Raw genomic sequence first — 18,866 nt, forward strand, 5'->3', positions numbered from 1 at the left:
TTTAACGAAAAGAGGAAGGCTTAGCCTTCCTCTGGTGCCGAGGGCGGGAATCGAACCCGCACGGGGCTCTCAACCCCAGCGGATTTTGAGTCCGCCGCGTCTGCCAGTTCCACCACCTCGGCCAGCAATAAAACTTTACCATCAATGATTATTGGTGTCAACGAGTCACTCGAATCTACACTTCCGAAAGACTCTATGACAAGAGACTAAGCTTTCTTCATCTCTGATTGAGCAGTTCTTTCAGAGGGAAGCAGAACTCAGGCATTCCCGAAGCCCAGGGTCCTATGTCGTAAGGCTGAAAGCATACGCACAATCTTCCCGCTTTTAGGTAGAAGCTCTGATCAGTTGTAACTCCGTCGAAGTAATCCGGCCAAAGGTCCTCACGCTCTGCAATCTCTGATTTTATTGACTCATTTAATGCATCTTCAACGGCCTTATTGTCGAGAATATTGTGTAAGGCCACAAGACGAGATTTCGATAAATCTATATTGTAAGTTCTTCTCGATGCATTGGGATGTGCTCCACCCGTGAATTCGCTGAAGATCATATCCAAGGTGAGAATTCCGTCGCTCACATATGCTGAATAGACTACATAGACATTGAAAACTCGAAAGGGCCATTCAGATGTCTTTGATTCCTCAAAGGCCTTTCTGGCCATCTCTTCGATTTCACTTCTATATTGAGCAATTTCCGATTCCAGAGCTGCATTGAAATAGTCTTGAAACGGCTTATCCTTCAATCCGTTGATAGAAGGCACCTGAATATTGACGGCGCAAATTTCTGAATCCTCAATTACCTGCTTTCCGAGAACAGAAATCAGGTCTCCTTGGGAAACAAAAACCTGCTCAGGAAGATCCTGTGTGAAAGAAAACGCAGTAACAAGAATCAGCAAAATATAGCTTGCAATAAACAATTTACGCATTTTATCCCCTCCTCGTAATTGCACGTAACGAAAGAATCAGTTGCTGTTTCCGATGTCCTAAAAATGGAATTGCTCTTAACTAGATGATATCACCGATGGAAGAGGTTTTATGCAAATGAAAGCAGTTCACTTCTAGTATTTAGAAATCTCTTCTCCCAGAGCTTTTCGATTTCCTGAGCACTCTGTTGAAGCTTTCTTGATCATCTTCTGTTCACTTGATGGATGAGTTTGTCAATCTCTATTCCGCCACATAAACAGTTATCAGTACGATGTCTTCACAGTGCAAGATGTAGAACAATGAGACCTGGAGCTTTCGGCAAAGAGATTTACTGCTTGATTGGTAATTAGTTGAGAGTCGGCGAAAAAACTGCATTCCGATGCTATGATTTAGCAGGGGGTGATTGTATTGATTCCAGAAATAACCCTTGATATGGTAAGGGTGACTGAAGCGGCGGCTTTGTTCTCAAGTGTCTATCTTGGTAGAGGTAATAAGGAAGCCGTAGATCAAAGGGCTGTCGACGCAATGAGGGGGATTCTCGATCTTCTTGAGATGAAAGGGACAATCGTTATTGGCGAAGGAGAGAAGGACCAGGCGCCAATGCTTGCGGCGGGAGAACATGTAGGCAAATGGAACGACGACGATCCCGAAGTACTTATAGCAGTCGATCCCGTTGATGGCACGAGACTGGTAGCAAATGGAAGATCAAATGCATTAAGTGTCATTGCAGCTACTGAAGGAGGAAAAGTCGCTCCTCTTCCGACTTATTATGTGGACAAGCTGGCCGTTGGAAAGGAACTTGCTGGCAATCTTGATATAGAAGCAACTCCACGAGAGAACCTGCGTATTGCGGCTGCGATTCTTGGCGTAAAAGTATCGGAACTGACTGTCACTATTCTAGACAGAGAGAGGAATTATCCTCTGGTTGAGGCAGTAAGAACTGTGGGAGCAAGAATCAGGTTGATAAATGATGGAGATATAGCTGCCGCAATTGCGACTGCTCTGCCAGATGGAGGAACGGAGATATACATGGGAATAGGAGGCTCGCCCGAAGCGGTTCTCGCAGCCTCTGCGCTTCAGTGCATGGGAGGCGAAATCCAGGTGAAATGCTGGCCAAGGGATTCCGGTGAGATTGAAAAGGTCAACAATTCGTCTTTTGAGCTCAATAGAGTTTACGGGACAAAGGACCTTATTGATGGTGAAGAAGTTGTATTCAGCGCAACCGGGATTACTGATGGTTCATTCTTAAAGGGTGTACGATTTACTCATAATCAGGCGATAACTGATTCAATTGCAATGCGATCAAGTACGAGAACGGTGAGAAGAATAAGGGCCTATCATGAGATCGCCTACAAAACAATCACAACAAAATCCGGAGGAGAGGTCTTTATATTCAACAGCTTGCTGGGAAAGAGAATGTAGAATAATCCTTTGATTCTTATAGATCAGAAGACAAGAAAGAGATCTTTCCCAGTTAATCTGCTAGTTTGGCGTTTGAGGTTCACTTCTGGAAAACATGACAGCCTTCGGGTTAGATATTGAACCACAGGTGAAAGAGAATGAATTCCTCAGTCAATAAGTATTCAAGAAGACGCTTCCATGAGGGTCAAGGTACCAAAATTACCACCCGTACAGAAAAAGAGTTCTCCAGACAAAAGCTAAAAAGTGATAAGAGCCATTTCTACCCGTTGCCGTCCTGTAGTAGAAAAGATGGCATCGCACCTTTGATTACTTACAGTGCGAAGTGTATTGAGATTTATTCCTCGTTTTAGAAGATACAGAGAAGGAAGAGAAGTGAAGAGCCTCCCAAGTAATCTCCTTTGTATTTTTTGGCAATATCGAGTAATCCATGCGTTCAGTCTGGAATTTGATCTGTCTGGTCTAGCTTTTGCAGGAAGCGTTTGATTTGATAAATCTTGTTGCGTCTCCGAGAGAATCTGTACGTCTTGAAGTGCTATAATAACCGCAAATGGCGGAGGTAAGTAGTGTGATCTGCATTTTGGTTAACGATATTGATTTTGAAACAGTGGTATCTCCTGTTGAAAGGGCTCTGGAGATGTTAGGTGTCGAGTTCAGAACCTGGAAAACCTTTCTGAAGGGATTTCCTGAAGAAGAACTCCGGTGCGACGGGCTGATCCTTACTGGCGGCTTTTCGATGAGTGGTTATTTCAAAGGAGTTGTGCCGGTGCTAGGAGCCTCTTATGTGAAGAGTTTTCCTGGTCCCGTTCTAGGGATTTGTCTGGGAATGCAAATATTGGCCCGGCTATCTGAGGAATCACTTGTTGTATCCAGAGAGCTAGGAGTCTCAAAGATTCGGCTTAATAACTCATGCGAGCTATTCTCTGGAATGAAGGGTGAAGTTGAAGCGTATCAACGACATAACTATGGTCTACCCTATGTTCCCTGTGGGTACGATCAGATTGCATGGGGAGATGCTACTTTCATCCAGGGAATCGCCTCCAAAGACGGTACTAGGTTTGGTGTTCAGTTTCACCCCGAAGAAACCGCACTTGGTTCAGAGGAGGAGTTGATGCGAATTTTTCCCAACTTCTCCAGGATTGTTTGTTCCCATTGAGGAATGATTGGGGAGGAGAAAATGAAAATAGGAATTATCGGAGTAGGAAACATAGGCAGTATTTTTGCAGATAGACTCCTTGGAGAGCTAAGGGATCTCGATAGACTCTATTTGCTAGATAGAAATCAAGAGCGCCTTTCAAACTATTCAGCAGAAGACGAGAGAGTCAGAATTGCTTCGAGTCCGGATGAAGTTCTGTCGAACTGCACTCATGTAATCATTGCTGTTAAACCTCAGGATTGCCTGGAGTTATTCTCGGAGATAATTAACGGCGAAAACTCTTGCCCGATTATTATAAGCACAATCACAGGGATAGAAATTAGTCTGATTTCAGAAAAGACGGGTTTGGAAAAGGTCGCACGAATTATGCCAAATGTCCCGAGTGCTATTGGCCGTGGAGTTACGGGTTTTGTCTGCTCAAGTTCGCTAACTGGAAAGGATAAGAGGGATGTTGAAAGAATTCTTCTCACGATGGGCGAGATTGTGGAGGTCCGTGAAAAGGATCTAGCCGCAGTAACAGCTTTGAGCGGTAGTGGACCGGCCTTTGTTTTTGTCATAGTCGAGTCTCTGATAGATGTAGGTTTGAAGATGGGTCTGTCCTACGATGTTGCCAGAGAGCTGATTCTTGGTACTCTGGGGGGTTCTGTTGAGCTGCTGAAGGTGAAGGGCAATCACCCTGGTGAATTCCGTCATCTTGTGACCTCTCCTGGGGGGACAACTATCGAGGGAATTTACTCACTGGAAAGAGAAGGATTGAGAGGTACCATAATGAAGGCGTTGTTCGACACTTATCTTAGAGCTAAGGAGATAAACTCGGAGCTGGAGGTGACCAATGACAGATCTTCTCGATAAAGGTGAAAAAGTAAAAGCTGCCTCGCGAAAGCTGAGGTTGCTCAGTACTGATGAGAAGAACGAAGCGATCTTGTCTATCTGCCTAGAAATCGAGGCTCAGAAAGAGAAGATTCTGCGGGCCAATTCCATTGACGTTGAGAATTCAAGAAAGAAGGGAATGAAGGAGTCTCTAGTCGATAGACTCGCCCTTTCAGAAGATAGAATAGCGGCGATGATCGAATCATGTAGAAGTGTTGTCTCTTTGGCTGACCCCGTTGGCGAAATTGAAAATACCTGGGTCCAGAAGGAAGGGCTCCAAATCTCCAGAGTGAGAGTGCCCATAGGTGCTATAGGAATGATTTATGAATCCAGGCCAAATGTGACCGTCGATGCATCGATTCTCTCTATAAAATCCGGCAATTCAGTCCTCCTTAAGGGAGGAAGTGATGCGATTAACTCCAACAAAGCGATTGTGTCGGTTATAAAGAAAGCACTGACTACGGCCGGACTTCCCGAGGGTTCAGTGGAACTTGTCGAAGATACTTCTCACGAAGCAGTTGAAGAGATGTTGAAGATGAACCAGTACCTTTCTTTGATTATTCCAAGGGGAGGGACCGGCTTGATCAAATTCGTCGTCAATAACTCCAGAATACCGGTAATAGAAACCGGAACCGGCAACTGTCACATCTTTGTTGATTATAATGCCGATGTCGACAAAGCGGTGATGATTGTTGATAATGCCAAGACTCAAAGGCCCGGAACCTGTAACGCAGTTGAAACAGTTCTTGTTCACAAGTCGATTGCGGCTGAGTTTATCCCCCGTGTCGCAGAGGTCCTAACTGCAAAGGGAGTTGAGCTCAGAGGCTGCAATGAATCGATAAGATACTGGAAAATGCTACCTGCAACTGAGGAAGACTATTCTACAGAGTTTCTCGATTTGGTTCTGGCGGTGAAAATAGTTGATGACGTCGAGGAAGCGGTATCGCATATCGAGAAGTACTCAACGGGTCACTCTGAGGCCATCTTAACAAATGATTATGCCAACTCTAGACGTTTTCTGAAAGCTGTGGATTCCGCCGCCGTTTATGTAAATGCATCGACTCGATTCACAGACGGCGGTGAATTCGGATTTGGCAGCGAGATTGGAATAAGTACTCAGAAGCTTCATGCTCGAGGCCCGTTTGGCCTGAAAGAGCTAACTAGCTATAAGTACACTGTACTGGGTGACAATCAGGTGAGAAAGTAATGTCAAGGATAGTTCTTAAGGTTGGCTCAAACCTGTTGGTAAAAAAGGATGGAGAAATTGACAAGAAGTATATAACTGAGCTTGCAAGGGAAATCTCTATGCTCAAGTCCAACGACAACCAGGTTGTTTTAGTATCTTCAGGAGCAAAGGCGGCCGGTTTTGGTTATCTTGAAGGAAGGAAACGTACCAGCGACCTTTACATGAAACAAGCTCTTTGTGCAGCAGGTCAGGTTCAGCTTATGAAGCTCTACGAAACGGTCTTTGGACTGTTTGGGGAGAAGATTGCCCAGATTCTCGTAAACAGGGACGACTTCGGCGACAGAAAAAGGTTCCTTAACTTGAGGAATACTCTGATTGGACTTCTGGAGCTTGGGCTCGTTCCTGTAGTCAATGAGAATGATACGACATCTACTGAGGAGATAATGTTTGGGGACAACGACATACTTGCATCTATGTTTGCAATTGGATGGCAGGCAGATCAACTTGTATTGATGTCGACCGTTAGGGGATTGGTAGACGAAAATGGTGAAGTCATCTCGATATTTGATGCGTCAAGGAGATTGAAGAACATAGAAAGCTCGTCGTGGGGCACCGGGGGCATAGATACCAAGATAAGAGCCGCGCGGGCCGCATCTGCGAGCGGAATCAGAAGCTGCATCTGCAACGGCAGAGAGCTTGGGCAGATAGAAGACTTTGTTAGAGGGAGAGATATCGGTACGGTCTTCACTCCGATAGAGTCGCCCGGCGCGAGGAAGGCATGGATTGGATTTCTATCAACTCCTAAGGGGGTAATCAAGATAAATCGTGGGGCCGAGGGCGCAATTAGAAGAGGAAAGAGCCTCCTTGCCGTAGGCGTGGAGGATGTTTCAGGAGACTTTTCTGAGGGAGAGGTAGTCAGCATATCTTCGCTCGAAGGTGAAGAGATAGCCAGAGGAATCTCAAACTTCAGTGCGTTTGAAGTCAAGAGAATCAGGGGAGTGAGGAGCGACAGAATATCTTCAGTACTGGGGCATGACTGCGCGAAAGTAGTAGTCCACATTGACAATTCTTATCATATTTAGACATATGTTCTTCACAACAATTCTCTTTGTTATACACTCTTCAAGGTAGTCGTCACGTGATGCCAGGAAGTAAAAGGGGATGCTTATCTATAGTGACAATTCGACCAAGAAGAGTTACTTTAAATTGACGCTAGTCAATAGCGAGCCTGGATCTATACGGACTTGATAGGGCTAGTTATGGGAATCTATGAACTGAGGTTGGTTTATCCCGTTATATACTTTTGTTGAACAATTGCTGGAGGTGAAATATGTATAGTTTTCCGGATAATCTTTACTCCGATGTGAGAGTCGAGGATGTTTCAAAGAGCGACATTGTTGTTTCTCTCGGGCGGACTGATAACATGAAAGAGCAGAAGTATGTAGCGGCTTTCGTAAGGGTCTTTGATGGAGAAAGGTGGTACTATAGCTCGACTACGAATCTAGATTCCATTCAAGAGGAACTAGATAGACTTGCCAGTCTAGCAAAAGAAAACTCCAATATCGAAGAAAACAGTATCGTTCGAAAATTCGAAGTCAACAAGGGATCCTATTTGAGCTACAAAGAAGGTGAAGATTTCTCTCTTGTCTCTCTCAGAGAGAAATTTGATTTACTCTCAAGCTATTTTCCTCTCATTGGGAAGAGCGAGCTTGTGAAATTCTGGAGAGGTCAATATATTGATCAGAGAGTCGTCAAGAGCTTCTTTTCAAGCAAAGGTGCAGATCTCACATTTGATTATCAACGGGTCGGTTTTAGACTGCTCTATCAAATGGTTTGCGGTGAGGATCAGTTCATGGATAGATTTGATTTGGCGGGAAACAAACTGGATGAGATTAGGGGTCTCCACGAAGAAGTTAGACGGACAATCAAGACCTCTGAAGACTTCATAAGACATGCCAAACCCATTACCCCAGGAAAATACCCGGTAGTTCTTTCTCCTGAAGCCGCAGGAGTCTTTGCCCACGAAAGTTTTGGACATAAGAGCGAAGCAGACTTCATGCTTGGAGACAGGACCATGATGGAAGAGTGGAAAATTGGACGAAAAGTCGGAAGCGAAATACTTTCAATCATCGATGACGGAAACAAACCTGGCGTTGGCCATGTCGTGTTCGATGACGAAGGAACGAAGGCGGTAGAAACTCACCTGATAAAAGACGGTTACCTGTCGGGAAGATTGCACAGTGCAGAGACTGCAGCTGCACTGGAAGAAGAACTGACGGGAAATGCCAGAGCCGTCAACTTCGAGTATGAACCAGTAGTGAGGATGACAACAACTTTCATATCCCCTGGAGAATTGTCTTTCGAAGAACTTCTTTCCGGGATCAAAGACGGAGTATTTGTCGATTCTCTCAATCACGGGTCTGGGATGTCGACCTTCACTCTTGCACCAAACAGGGCTTATTTGATAAGAGAAGGAAAGATCACGGAGCCGGTGAAAATTTCCGTTGTAACTGGGAGCGTTTTCCAGACGTTGAACGAGATAGAAGGGCTTACTGAGGACTTCAAACTTCTCTCATTCTCTCTTGGAGGGTGTGGAAAGATGGAGCAGTTTCCTCTTCCAGTTGGATTTGGCGGACCCTTTGTTCGAGTCCGTTCGCTGAACATTCATTAAGGAGATGATATCTATGACAGAAGAGAAGTTGGTAGTCCATTATATAGAGAATGCAGTGAAGATTGTTCAGACTCGTGTTAGCTCACTGAGAAAAAAGGATGTTCTGCGTACTTCTGTTCGGCTTTACGACGGTAAAACGATGGGAGTTGCAGGTTCGCTTGGCGAATGCGATGAAAAAGAGCTCAACACCAGAGCTAAACGATCTCTGGAGCTGGGAATACCTTATCCTTCCGAGGCATCGAAAGATCTCGAACGAGAAGAATACGTCCAGTCCGATCTCCAAAACAGTGCGGAGCTGCTTGAAGCAACCGAAGAGATCCTCGAAAGGCTTAGGATCGACCAACCCGAGTTTAGCTTCAGTCACATCTTTAGGAGTAGTAAGATTGAATCTCAACTGAGAAACAATCTGGGCCTTAATCTCAAGTCTTCGCGAGAATCGGTAAGTCTCTCACTCGTGATAAAAGACAAGAAATCGTCGAATATCATCGATGCCATGACAGGTTACGAGGGCAGGAAATTCCAGAAGAAAAGATTTATCGAACTCACTAACATGATTTGCGATGCTTACAAGAATCAGCTAGAGGGAATCGAAGCGGGAGAATATCCGGTGGTCTTCATGTCAGACGATATAACCTACTACAAGAAACTGTATGAGTCCCTTAACGGGATGCTCTTTGCGACAGGTGGATCTCTGCTTTCCGGGAAGACTGATATGAAAGTCTTTTCTGAGAAGGTCACCCTTTTGCAGACCAGAAATATCATGGACGGTTTCAACGAACCATTCTTCGATTCGGAAGGGACGGTCAATGATGCCGATCGATTCGCTTTGATCGAAAACGGTGTAGTAAGGTCCCCATACACAGATAAGAAGACGGCGTCCACTTATAGTCTGCCGCTCACTGGCTCTGCCGGCGGGGAATTCGATGGGCTACCTGAACTTGGCACACCGATGCTCAAGTTTTCTGAATCGGAAGAGACTATTAAGCAACTCCTGGGAGGTCAGAAGGGAATCTTTGTTCTTATCGCCAGCGGAGGAGACTTCACTCAAGATGGCCATTTTGCGACGCCTGCCCAGCTAGCGTTTTTGTTTGATGGCGAAAGGTTCATTGGAAGACTACCCGAGATCAGTATTTCTTCTCATCTATATGATATGTTCGGAAAAGACTTCCGCGGAGTTTCAAGTAATGACTTCCTTGGGCTCGAAAACGCAAAATTGACCGTAATGAATATGAAAGTTGAGAAACTGTAGTGTTTCCGGCTGACAAATGAGGAGCGCTTCCTCCTATTTTGGAGGACCGCTTTTTGAGTTGGATCAGGAGGTGTTCGATGCACTCGATAGCTATACTTGGAGCGGGGATGATGGGCAACGTCCATGCGAGGGCCTGCAGGGCCATGAACCAAATGAGCTCGCTCTGGATAGTCGATCCAGTAGTGAGCAGGGCTAGAGTGCTCGCGGAGCGTTATGGAGCGGTTGTTGCTAGCTTTGAGGAAGTCCTTGAAAACGATGGTATAGATATTGTAGATATCTGCACGCCCACATTTACTCACAGGAACCTTGCCATCAGGGCGCTGGAGGTTGGGAAGCACGTTTTCTGTGAAAAACCTATCGCTCTCAATTTGGAAGACGCCATTGCTATGGACGAAGCGGCCGGAAAGAGCGGCAATAAGTTCATGGTAGGTCACGTTGTACGATTCTTTCCGCAATATAGTGTGGTAAAGGAACTCTCTGTGGCAAAGGACATCGGTGAGATTGTGATGGCACGACTCTACAGAGGTGGCTCTTTCCCGTCTCATGGGATTGACAATTGGTTTGCAGATCCAGAAAAGAGCGGAGGCGTCTTTGTTGATCTATCCATACACGATTTTGATTTTCTCAGAAAACTACTCGGCCCAGTGGCCACGGTGGAAGCCAGGTCCTCCATTCTGAGTTCCGATGGGAAAAAGAGCTCTTTCGATCATGGAATGGCAATTCTGAAGTTCGAATCCGGCGCCCTGGTGCACGTTGAAGGTAGTTGGGCCGAACCGCCCGGGATGCCTGTAAATTTTGGGACGTTCTACGAATTCATCGGTACTAGGGGAATGATCACCAACAGTTACGAGAGAGAAACGACACTTAAGCTGCAAACCTCGATCGACGGAAAACCAAAATACGTACAGGAGAATCCCGCTTATTTCGATCCTTATGCTGCTGAGCTGAAATCGTTTATACTCTCGGTAGATGAAGAAAAGGAAGTACCTGTGAACGGAAAAGAGGCCATCGAATCATTGAGAATCGCGCTGGCGGCCAACCTTTCGGCAAGACTGCTCAGACCGGTCGAACTTTCGGAGGTGCACTGAGATGATGAAAATAGGGATTCTCGGTATTGCACATATGCACGCTTACAGCTATGCAAGAGCGCTTGACGGAATGAATAATGTCGAAATTTCTGGGCTTTACGACGACGATGAATACAGAATGAACAAAGCATGCAGAGATCTTGGGATAGAGTCCTTCGAATGCCCCGAAGAACTCGTTGCTGGAAGCGACGGAGTAATAGTAACCAGCGAGAATTCGACTCACAGAAAGTTCGTTGAGATCGCCGCCCTAAAGGGAAAACACGTCCTCTGCGAAAAGCCGATAGCAACAACTGTGGAAGACGCGAATGCAATGGTGGAGATTTGCAAGGAGAATAGCGTTAAGCTTCAAATGGCCTTTCCGGTTAGGTACAGCGCTTCTGTCAGAAAAGCAAAAGAGATCATAAGGGCCGATTCTCTGGTCGATATAATTAACTTGGTCGGAACTAACCATGGGAGAATGCCAGGCGGTTGGTTCACTGACCCCGAGCTTAGTGGGGGCGGAGCCGTGATGGATCATACCGTTCATGTGGTCGACATTGTGAGGTGGCTTCTTGACTGTGAATTCTCAACGGTCTACGCCACTTTCGGTACCCTAATACACGATATACAGGTCGAGGACTGCGGACTGGAGATGTTCAAACTCTCAACGGGTCAGTACATGACATTGGACTGCAGCTGGTCGAGACCAAGGGCTCACCCTTACTGGGGAGATGTTACGTTGCGCATTGTAGGAACGAAGGGAACACTCTTTCTTGACATCTTCAACTCGAAAATCGAAGTCTACTCAAATGAAAATGGTTCAAGCTGGGAGAACTACGGCGATAATCTTGATCAGCTAATGATTGAGGAGTTTGTTGAAGTGATAAGTTCAGGTAGAAGCCCGTTTACGATAGGAGAAGATGGATTACAAGCCTTGAAGGTAGTTTGTTCTGCATACAGGAGCTATGAAGAAGGAAGAGAGACAGAAATTGTGTAAAACCGTTCCAGCCTTTTCTTCTCAGTTTTCAGCTCTGAGGTATAATCGAGAAGAGATGAACACATTTATGAGGTGAGCTAATTGAAGCATCAGTACGATCGAAGAAAATTGGAGCAGGAGTTTGACAACCTTCCTGACGCTTCACCGATAGCAGACATAGACCCATTCAAGGGAGACATAATCGCTATGGTTGGAGCGCTTGCGCTCGACTATCTTGAGCTTGGTTTGGAAGACACTTTGCTGGACATTGGAACGGGTCGGGGAAGATGGGCTGTGGCTGCGAGTCCTTACTGCAAGAGAGTAATTGGAATAGATATTAGTAGAAGGATGTTGGAGGACGCCAGAATAAATGTGGCCAGTTCTGGTGTCGAAAATGTGGAATTCTTCAGAGGCTCCTTTGAGGACCCTTGTGAAGAGACGGACGTTTTTCGGCAAAATGTGAATAAGGTTGTCGCAATCTATTCTCTTCACCATCTAACTGATCCGATGAAGAAGGAGGCCATCTCTGGGTTGGCAGAAATGCTAATGAGACCCGGGAGGATAGTTATTGGTGATATTATGTGGTTCGACGATCCAGGTAAGCACAAGGATACGTGGGAAGAAGTATATTTTGATGACAGCGAAACAGATCACCCGGCGAGCATTTCATTCATGAGAGAAGTTTTTGAGACCTCCGGCGCGAGCGAAATCGAAATCCTTCAGGTCCATCCACTAGTGGGGTTGATAAGTGCAAGCTTTATCTAAAGGATTCATGGCAAGTGTGAAGTTATTACTATGACCTATTAACCCAACGGAGTTCATAAGAAGTCATTATTATTGTCTGAAGTGCTCTGCTCGATTCGTAACTGAAGTGTCATTCTTCTCTTTTCGGCGAGTAGAATACTATTTGAGTTAAGTCTTAGGTTTTTTTGTGGGTCTTTGAGTAAGAGCCCTTCTGAAGAGTAATGGCAGTGAAAATTCTACTCTTTTGTAGTGACCTTAGTTCCGTACACCCCGGCTCCGGGATCAAAGCCTCTCTTCTTAGCAATCTCTTCCACGGTCTTCTGAAGTACATTCATCATTGGAATCGATGCAAGCACTTCATCAAGGCCCTCGGATACGTAAACGGTCTCAACGCTCCCGTTCTTTGAGTTAGAAAGAGTTATCAAGTCACACTTGTCGGAAATGTCACTGTGAAGTTCCTTCATTAAGTCGTGAGTGGCTCCGGATGGATTCAGGGTAAGTACAACGGGTTTGTCTATCAAAAGCTCGACCGGGCCATGCCTGAAAGCAGCGCCTGTGTAGAATATCAAGCTCATTTTCGCAACTTCAGCAAACATCAGTCTTGCCATCCTGCCTACCCCGATTCCGAATCCTCTGGCCACAAGTATCCTTTCCCTCTTTTCAGATAGGAGAGTTGCGAGCCATGAAACATCAAGTGCAAGAGCTTCTTCCATTCTAGAAGGCAGGTTGGAGAAGTCAATCTGCTTGGTCGTCTTAGAAGCTGCGATTATCAGCATCAAAACAATGCTATTCACAAAGGTCTTCGTGGCTCCCATAGATCTTTCATCTCCTGCATTGAGAAGAAAGACTCTCTCTTCAGGGAAATTCTTCGCAGCACTGCTCTGGCCGTTGTTTGTTATTAGAGCCATCCTCCGTGCGAGATTCCTGTTGTCTTCGATAAACCTTATTAGTTCAGCGCTTTCTCCAGATTGGCTTATTAAAAAGATTGTCGTATACTTCTTGATTGTTTCTCCAGAAGAATAAGAGATTATCTCGGACATCTCCGCGCTTACCGCGTCTATACCGGAGGATCTGAGAAAGGAAGCAGCTACTTCTGCAGCGTGTAGTGACGCCCCCATTCCAGTGAATAATACTTTGTCAAAGTCCAGTCCCTCTACTTTTGCGGATACAACATCGGAAGTTGAGATAAGCTTTCTGACTGCTTCGGGTTGTTCCAACGTATCCTTCATGAATTTAGACATTCAGACCATCCCTTCTTTTAGTAATTCAGTGCTCTCGGCATCGTGTTTGGCTCTCATTTATGAGTTTATCATCAAAGGGCGGTGTTTTGACTAACTGCCCGAATCGGTGCCATAATCATTACGGAGGTGAAGATATGTCACTATTTAGAACAAAGGATGGCACACAGATCTATTTTGAAGAACATGGAAATGAGAAGAATCCACCACTTCTCATTCTAAATGGAATTATGATGTCAACGCCATCATGGGCGGGTTTTATCTCGGGTTTCGCTAAGCATTTCAGGCTGATCTTGATGGATTTCAGAGATCAGGGCCGGTCAGAAAGAAAGGACCTGCAATACCACATCTCCGTTCATACGAGTGATGTCGTTGATCTTCTAGATCACCTGAGAATTGCTCAAGGAAACATAGTTGGCCTATCCTATGGCGGACAGGTCGCTGAAATGCTGGCTGTTGCCAATCCCGGCAGAGTCAAATCATTAGTGCTTGCAAACACCCCGGCAAGGATCTCTCCTTATCTCGCAGAACTCGGTGAAGCATGGAAGGAAGCGGCAGAACTTTTCGACGGCGAGCGATTTTTCAAACTCGCAATACCTTTCATCTACTCAGATTACTTCTACAACCGAAACCTTGCATGGCTAAAGGAACGTCAGAAGATGTTCAAATCGACTCTTGATAGAGCTTGGTTTGAAGGATTCATAAGACTCATCTCTTCCAATCCCGACTTCAACGTTCTTGACAAACTAGACAAAATTCAATGCCCCACTTTGCTCCTTGGTGCCGATCGGGACATTATTACTCCGATAGAAGAGATGAAAATGATCCATGAAAGAGTTGAAAACTCAGAATTTCTAATTATTAAGGATGCCGGTCACGGAGCTTTCCTTGAAAAGCCTGGAGAATTCATGACGTCAATAATAGGTTTTGTACTGAAGAATTGTTAGTAAAAGAGACAATCAACGAGCTAATCACCTTGTCTTATGAATAATCAAGCTTAAACGCCCCAGATCGAATTTAATAAACTGAGAATAATAATGTAATCTAGAAGTGAGAGATGATTCAGCTTTCATTTATGAGAGATGAATCACGACATGCAGATAATGAGAGGTGATCTTAGTGGGTTCAGTTCCAGTGATTGGAATAGCGGGAATCGGGACATACATACCCGAGGGATTCATGACACCAGATGAGATTGCGGAGGCGACAGGAATTCCTCGAGACGTAATCGAATTGAAGTTTGGAGTGAAGAGAAGATTGATGCCCGGTCCCCATGACACCACAAGCAATTTGGGAATCAAAGCGGCATTAAAAGCTCTTGAGAATGCCGGGACTGATCCCAAGGACATTGATCTAATAATCTGGAACGGCGCTCAACATAAAGACTACCCGTGCTGGCTGGCGGGACTGAAGGTTGCTGACGAAATCGGCGCTATCAACGCTTGGTCTTTTGATATGGAAGCAATGTGTGGATCTATGATGGCCGGTATTGACGTAGCAAAGAGTTTAATGATCGCTAGAGACGATGTTCATACAGTCCTGCTTGTAAGCGGCTATAGAAATGTGGATCTCATGAATCTTTCTGAACCATCTACTTCGTTTATGCTTGACGTTGGGGCAAGCGGAGCTGCTGTGGTTCTTAAGAAAGGCCATAATGAGAACGTTGTTCTATCTTCGGCGTTCAAGGGTGACGGGTCATTCTCCGAGCTGTGTATCGTCCCAGTCGGGGGAACAAAAAAATGGCCTATGAGTCCTGAAGACGCAATGAACTATCATTTCTCTGTCCAAGGAGACCCTACGGAGTTCAAGAAACGCCTTGGAGAGACTACAATGCCGAATTTCTACTGGGTAATCAGAGAGTCACTGAGAAAGAGTGGCTATTCTGAAAGTGATATCGATTATTTAGCGATTTTACATTTCAAAAGATCGGCTCATTTTGCAGTTCTTGAAGAGCTCGGACTGAAGGAAAATCAGAGTACGTACCTTGATTATTACGGCCATCTTGGACAAAATGATCAGATTCTCTCAATTGAATTGGGTTTGAAAGAAGGAAAGATCAAAGATGGTGATGTGATAGTTATGGTCGGCGCCGGATTGGGTTTCGTCTGGGCCGCGACAACAGTGAAATGGGGCAAGAATTAGGAGGCGAAAAGGTGAGAATGGAAGGTAAAGTTGTCATCATAACTGGTGGCGCAAGTGGACTGGGTAAAGCTGCAGTCGAAAAGTTTGCCGGTGAAGGCGCGATTGTCTACGCCTGCGATATGGACGTCGAAGGATTGGATAATCTGAAAAAGGAATTCTCCGCGCTTCCAGGCAAAGTAATTCCGAAAAGGCTCAACGTTACAGACAGGCCCGCAATAGCTGAATTGATTAATGAAATCAAAAGCGAATTTGGTCACATTGATGGGCTTGTCAATAATGCCGGAGTGACGAGAGACGCGTTGATTCAGAGGATGTCCGAAGAGGATTGGGACATGGTTATCAACGTCAACTTGAAAGGTGTATTCAACATGACGCAGGCGGTCGCTCCAGTGATGATAGATCAAGGTAGAGGCGCTATAGTGAATACTTCATCGATCGTCGGTGTATACGGGAATATCGGTCAATCTAACTACTCCGCTTCAAAGGGAGGCGTTATTGCAATGACCAAGAGCTGGGCTAAAGAGTTGACAAGAAAGGGTGCGAAGATCAGAGTAAACGCCGTGGCACCTGGATTCATAAAGACGCCTATGACTGAGAAAATGCCTGAGAAGATACTAACTTCGCTTGAAGAGAAGATCCCACTGAAGAGAATGGGACTCCCTGAGGAAATTGCAAATGTCTACTTCTTCTTGATTTCCGATGAGTCGAGTTATTTAACCGGTCAGATAATTGGCGTAGACGGGGGCCTCGTAATTTGAAGGTCTCTCGAAGCGAGAGAACAAGACTACAAATAAAAGAGGCGGCTGAAGAGCTGTTCAGTCGCCTGGGTTTCGAAATGACCTCTGTCGCCAACATATGCAGAACCTGTGGACTTTCAAATGGAGCGTTTTATAGGCATTACACGGGTAAGGAGCAAGTATTCAAAGAGATCGTCCAGGATATCAAGACAAGATTTGAGTCTGCCTCTACGCTTGTAGTGGGACGAACTGCAGAAGAAAAGCTCTATTACCTTTACAGGACAGTCTTCGATATTCTTTGGGAATCGCGGAGGAAGTTCATGGCCTTTCATGAGGCTGAGTATAGGTTTCCAGACGTAGAAAGCTCAGTTGACAAGACTTACAAGGAGGCTCTTCTCTCAACGGTCTTAGACGATAGATCTTCACTTTCAATGCCTGAACTGTGGTTCATTATCGGAAGCTCAAGGTTCGCTGCGATCTACTGGATCATTTACAACGATACAAGGGTGCCCGATTTCACAGTGCAATCTCTCGTCGACTTCACCCTAAAAGGTTTTGTGAAGTCTGAAGAACTGGATCGTACGTCTCTGGACTTCACTTTGGATAGAGTGAAAGTAAACGGCGAAGCAAAGGCCAAAGAAGTAATCCTCTTGGCAGCAGAAAGACTAATGGGTGTAAAGGGATATTTCGGGACATCGATCTATGACATCACTAGCAAAGCGGGCTACGGACAGGGCACGTTCTATCTTCATTTTGAAAGTAAGGGGAAACTCCTTCAAGAGCTTGTCTACCAGGCGAACAGGAATCTAAGAAGGACAATGAAAGACGCAGTCACTGGCGTTGAAGGCAGGTTAAACAGAGAGGTTAGATCCTTCAAGGCGTTTTTGCTCTTTATGGATGTTCACAAAGAGCTTTACAACATAGTGCGTGAATCTGAGTTTGTGCAGCCCGAGACAGGTCGTTTCTATTACGAAAGGCTTCTTACATCGTATATTAGCGCTCTTGAAGAAGCTAGATTGAAGGATGAGATCAAACCGATAGAATCTCGAGATCTAGGAGTCTTCCTCATGGGAATAGGACATTTCATGGGCCTTGATCTGCTTTTCGGCAAGGAGAAGAATTATGAGAAATGGGATGAATATCTGATAGAGCTGGCTTCTCTTATGGCAAAAGGTTATGGAGGTGCTTTTAGTTGAACTGGAATGATGAATACAGGAAGAAAAAGATATCGATTGAGGAAGGTTTGAGGAACATCAGATCGGGAACTAAGATTGTAACAAGCATGGCGGCAATGGAAGCTCAGGGACTTCTGAAGAACCTCCACAGGGTTGAAGGCGTTGAAAATGTTGCCGTTGCTACATGTTTGAACATTGGGGAATACCCCTTCTTTGTGAATAAAGAATACGAAGGCAAGTTTCTCAATGAGTCCTGGTTCCATTCGGTAGGGGCCAGAAAGGCAGTTAGTAACGGTCTCAGGACAGTCACATACATTCCGAACAATCTTCACACTGCCGGTGTGGAAAGGATCATGGCAAACACACCAGACATCTTCTGGGGAGTCGCCTCGCCGATGGATAGAAATGGATACATGACTGTTTCTTTATCCACTGTGTACGAAAGAGACATGGTCGAGAACGCAAAGATGGTAATTATGGAAGTGAATGAAAAAGCTCCAAAGACTCACGGAGATACTCACGTACATATAAGCGAAGTCGACTATGTGATCGAGAATAGTTTTGAAATCCCCGAACTGCCAGATACTGAGCCTTCAAAAACGGAGATGAGCATTGCGGGTCACATTTCGTCGCTTGTTGAAGATGGTTCGACTCTGCAGATCGGAATCGGGGGCATTCCAAATGCCGTCGCAAAGCTTATGGAGGACAAGCACGACCTCGGGATCCATACCGAGATGTTCACAGAGTCGATGATTCATCTATTTGAGAAGGGCGCCATAACCAACAGGAAGAAAAGTCTGTGGAAAGGCAAGTTCATTGCAACTTTCGCCCTTGGAACAAAGGAAATGTACTCTTTCATTGAGGATAACCCGGGTGTTCTTCTGCTCAGAGGCAACTATGTCAATGATCCGTACGTGGTCGCGCAGAATGACAAAATGGTTTCGATAAATACGGCCATCTCTGTCGATCTAACAGGGCAGGTATGTTCTGAAGCAATTGGTACTCGACACTACAGTGGCACTGGCGGACAGCTTGACACACATAGGGGAGCCTCGATGGCGAAGAATGGGAAGGGAATAATTGCCCTCAGATCAACCGCCAAGAAAGGAACCGTCTCGACAATAGTGCCTCTTCTCCCTATGGGCTCGCCGGTAACTGTACCAAGACAGGATATCGATTATGTCGTTACGGAGTTTGGATTGGCGAGATTGAAGGGACTTAATGTATTCCAAAGAGTAGAAGCATTGCTCAATATTTCTCACCCGGATTTCAGATCAGAGCTTAGAAAACAAGCTAGCGATATTGGATTAATATAG

The 18,866-nt window shown here is 45.4% G+C and carries 17 protein-coding genes and 1 tRNA gene; 15 read left to right on the top strand and 3 right to left on the bottom strand.

Features of this window, described 5'->3' with window-relative positions:
* Positions 1 to 32 precede the first annotated feature (32 nt).
* Together Y697_RS13910 and Y697_RS13915 are read right to left on the bottom strand one after the other, a co-directional pair.
* Positions 33 to 122: transfer RNA gene (locus Y697_RS13910), tRNA-Leu, on the bottom strand.
* Between the two features lie 95 nt (positions 123 to 217).
* A complete protein-coding gene (locus Y697_RS13915; protein ID WP_121552397.1) occupies positions 218 to 922 on the bottom strand; it encodes a DUF3298 and DUF4163 domain-containing protein in 705 nt (234 codons plus the stop codon).
* 406 nt (positions 923 to 1,328) lie between these two features.
* Between Y697_RS13915 and glpX the strand changes: the two genes are divergently transcribed.
* The 10 genes from glpX to Y697_RS13965 all read left to right on the top strand — a co-directional run bounded on the left by glpX (position 1,329) and on the right by Y697_RS13965 (position 12,279).
* A complete protein-coding gene (glpX, locus tag Y697_RS13920; RefSeq protein ID WP_121552398.1) occupies positions 1,329 to 2,342 on the top strand; it encodes a class II fructose-bisphosphatase in 1,014 nt (337 codons plus the stop codon).
* Between the two features lie 565 nt (positions 2,343 to 2,907).
* Positions 2,908 to 3,495 carry a glutamine amidotransferase-related protein gene (locus Y697_RS13925; protein WP_121552399.1) on the top strand — a complete coding sequence of 196 codons (588 nt, stop codon included), beginning with the start codon at positions 2,908 to 2,910 and terminating at the stop codon, positions 3,493 to 3,495.
* A 21-nt stretch (positions 3,496 to 3,516) separates the two neighbouring features.
* Positions 3,517 to 4,347 (top strand): pyrroline-5-carboxylate reductase, encoded by an 831-nt coding sequence (gene proC / locus Y697_RS13930; RefSeq protein WP_121552400.1) that lies wholly within the window; start codon positions 3,517 to 3,519, stop codon positions 4,345 to 4,347.
* Entirely contained in the window at positions 4,328 to 5,572 is a 1,245-nt protein-coding gene (locus Y697_RS13935) for a glutamate-5-semialdehyde dehydrogenase (protein ID WP_121552401.1), read from the top strand. Before proC ends, Y697_RS13935 begins: the two co-directional genes overlap by 20 nt.
* Positions 5,572 to 6,633 carry a glutamate 5-kinase gene (gene proB / locus Y697_RS13940; RefSeq protein ID WP_121552402.1) on the top strand — a complete coding sequence of 354 codons (1,062 nt, stop codon included), beginning with the start codon at positions 5,572 to 5,574 and terminating at the stop codon, positions 6,631 to 6,633. The genes Y697_RS13935 and proB overlap by 1 nt, the downstream gene beginning before the upstream one ends.
* Before the next feature lie 248 nt (positions 6,634 to 6,881).
* Positions 6,882 to 8,222, top strand: coding sequence for a TldD/PmbA family protein (locus Y697_RS13945; protein WP_121552403.1), 1,341 nt, complete (start codon positions 6,882 to 6,884; stop codon positions 8,220 to 8,222).
* A gap of 13 nt (positions 8,223 to 8,235) precedes the next feature.
* Positions 8,236 to 9,471: a metallopeptidase TldD-related protein gene (locus Y697_RS13950; RefSeq protein ID WP_259462590.1), complete on the top strand. Its 1,236-nt coding sequence runs from the start codon at positions 8,236 to 8,238 to the stop codon at positions 9,469 to 9,471.
* Between the two features lie 77 nt (positions 9,472 to 9,548).
* Positions 9,549 to 10,559 (top strand): Gfo/Idh/MocA family protein, encoded by a 1,011-nt coding sequence (locus Y697_RS13955; RefSeq protein ID WP_121552405.1) that lies wholly within the window; start codon positions 9,549 to 9,551, stop codon positions 10,557 to 10,559.
* A gap of 4 nt (positions 10,560 to 10,563) precedes the next feature.
* Positions 10,564 to 11,535: a Gfo/Idh/MocA family protein gene (locus Y697_RS13960; RefSeq protein WP_259462591.1), complete on the top strand. Its 972-nt coding sequence runs from the start codon at positions 10,564 to 10,566 to the stop codon at positions 11,533 to 11,535.
* Between the two features lie 81 nt (positions 11,536 to 11,616).
* Complete coding sequence (locus tag Y697_RS13965; RefSeq protein ID WP_121552407.1) at positions 11,617 to 12,279, top strand: class I SAM-dependent methyltransferase; 663 nt, start codon at positions 11,617 to 11,619, stop codon at positions 12,277 to 12,279.
* Between the two features lie 215 nt (positions 12,280 to 12,494).
* Here Y697_RS13965 and Y697_RS13970 read toward each other — a convergent pair whose 3' ends face one another.
* Positions 12,495 to 13,499: an SIS domain-containing protein gene (locus Y697_RS13970; RefSeq protein WP_121552408.1), complete on the bottom strand. Its 1,005-nt coding sequence runs from the start codon at positions 13,497 to 13,499 to the stop codon at positions 12,495 to 12,497.
* A gap of 134 nt (positions 13,500 to 13,633) precedes the next feature.
* Between Y697_RS13970 and Y697_RS13975 the strand changes: the two genes are divergently transcribed.
* From Y697_RS13975 to Y697_RS13995, 5 genes are all read left to right on the top strand, one after another.
* On the top strand, positions 13,634 to 14,443 hold the full coding sequence (locus Y697_RS13975) for an alpha/beta fold hydrolase (RefSeq protein WP_121552409.1): 810 nt from the start codon (positions 13,634 to 13,636) through the stop codon (positions 14,441 to 14,443).
* A 172-nt stretch (positions 14,444 to 14,615) separates the two neighbouring features.
* The gene (locus Y697_RS13980) at positions 14,616 to 15,638 is read left to right on the top strand and encodes a 3-oxoacyl-ACP synthase (RefSeq protein ID WP_121552410.1); all 1,023 of its coding nucleotides are present in this window, start codon (positions 14,616 to 14,618) and stop codon (positions 15,636 to 15,638) included.
* An 11-nt stretch (positions 15,639 to 15,649) separates the two neighbouring features.
* Positions 15,650 to 16,396, top strand: a complete 747-nt coding sequence (fabG, locus tag Y697_RS13985) for a 3-oxoacyl-[acyl-carrier-protein] reductase (protein WP_121552411.1) — start codon at positions 15,650 to 15,652, stop codon at positions 16,394 to 16,396.
* Positions 16,393 to 17,571 (top strand): TetR/AcrR family transcriptional regulator, encoded by a 1,179-nt coding sequence (locus Y697_RS13990; RefSeq protein WP_121552412.1) that lies wholly within the window; start codon positions 16,393 to 16,395, stop codon positions 17,569 to 17,571. The genes fabG and Y697_RS13990 overlap by 4 nt, the downstream gene beginning before the upstream one ends.
* Positions 17,568 to 18,866: an acetyl-CoA hydrolase/transferase family protein gene (locus Y697_RS13995; protein ID WP_121552413.1), complete on the top strand. Its 1,299-nt coding sequence runs from the start codon at positions 17,568 to 17,570 to the stop codon at positions 18,864 to 18,866. The genes Y697_RS13990 and Y697_RS13995 overlap by 4 nt, the downstream gene beginning before the upstream one ends.

The sequence above is a fragment of the Mesotoga sp. BH458_6_3_2_1 genome, assembly GCF_003664995.1.
GTDB lineage: Bacteria > Thermotogota > Thermotogae > Petrotogales > Kosmotogaceae > Mesotoga.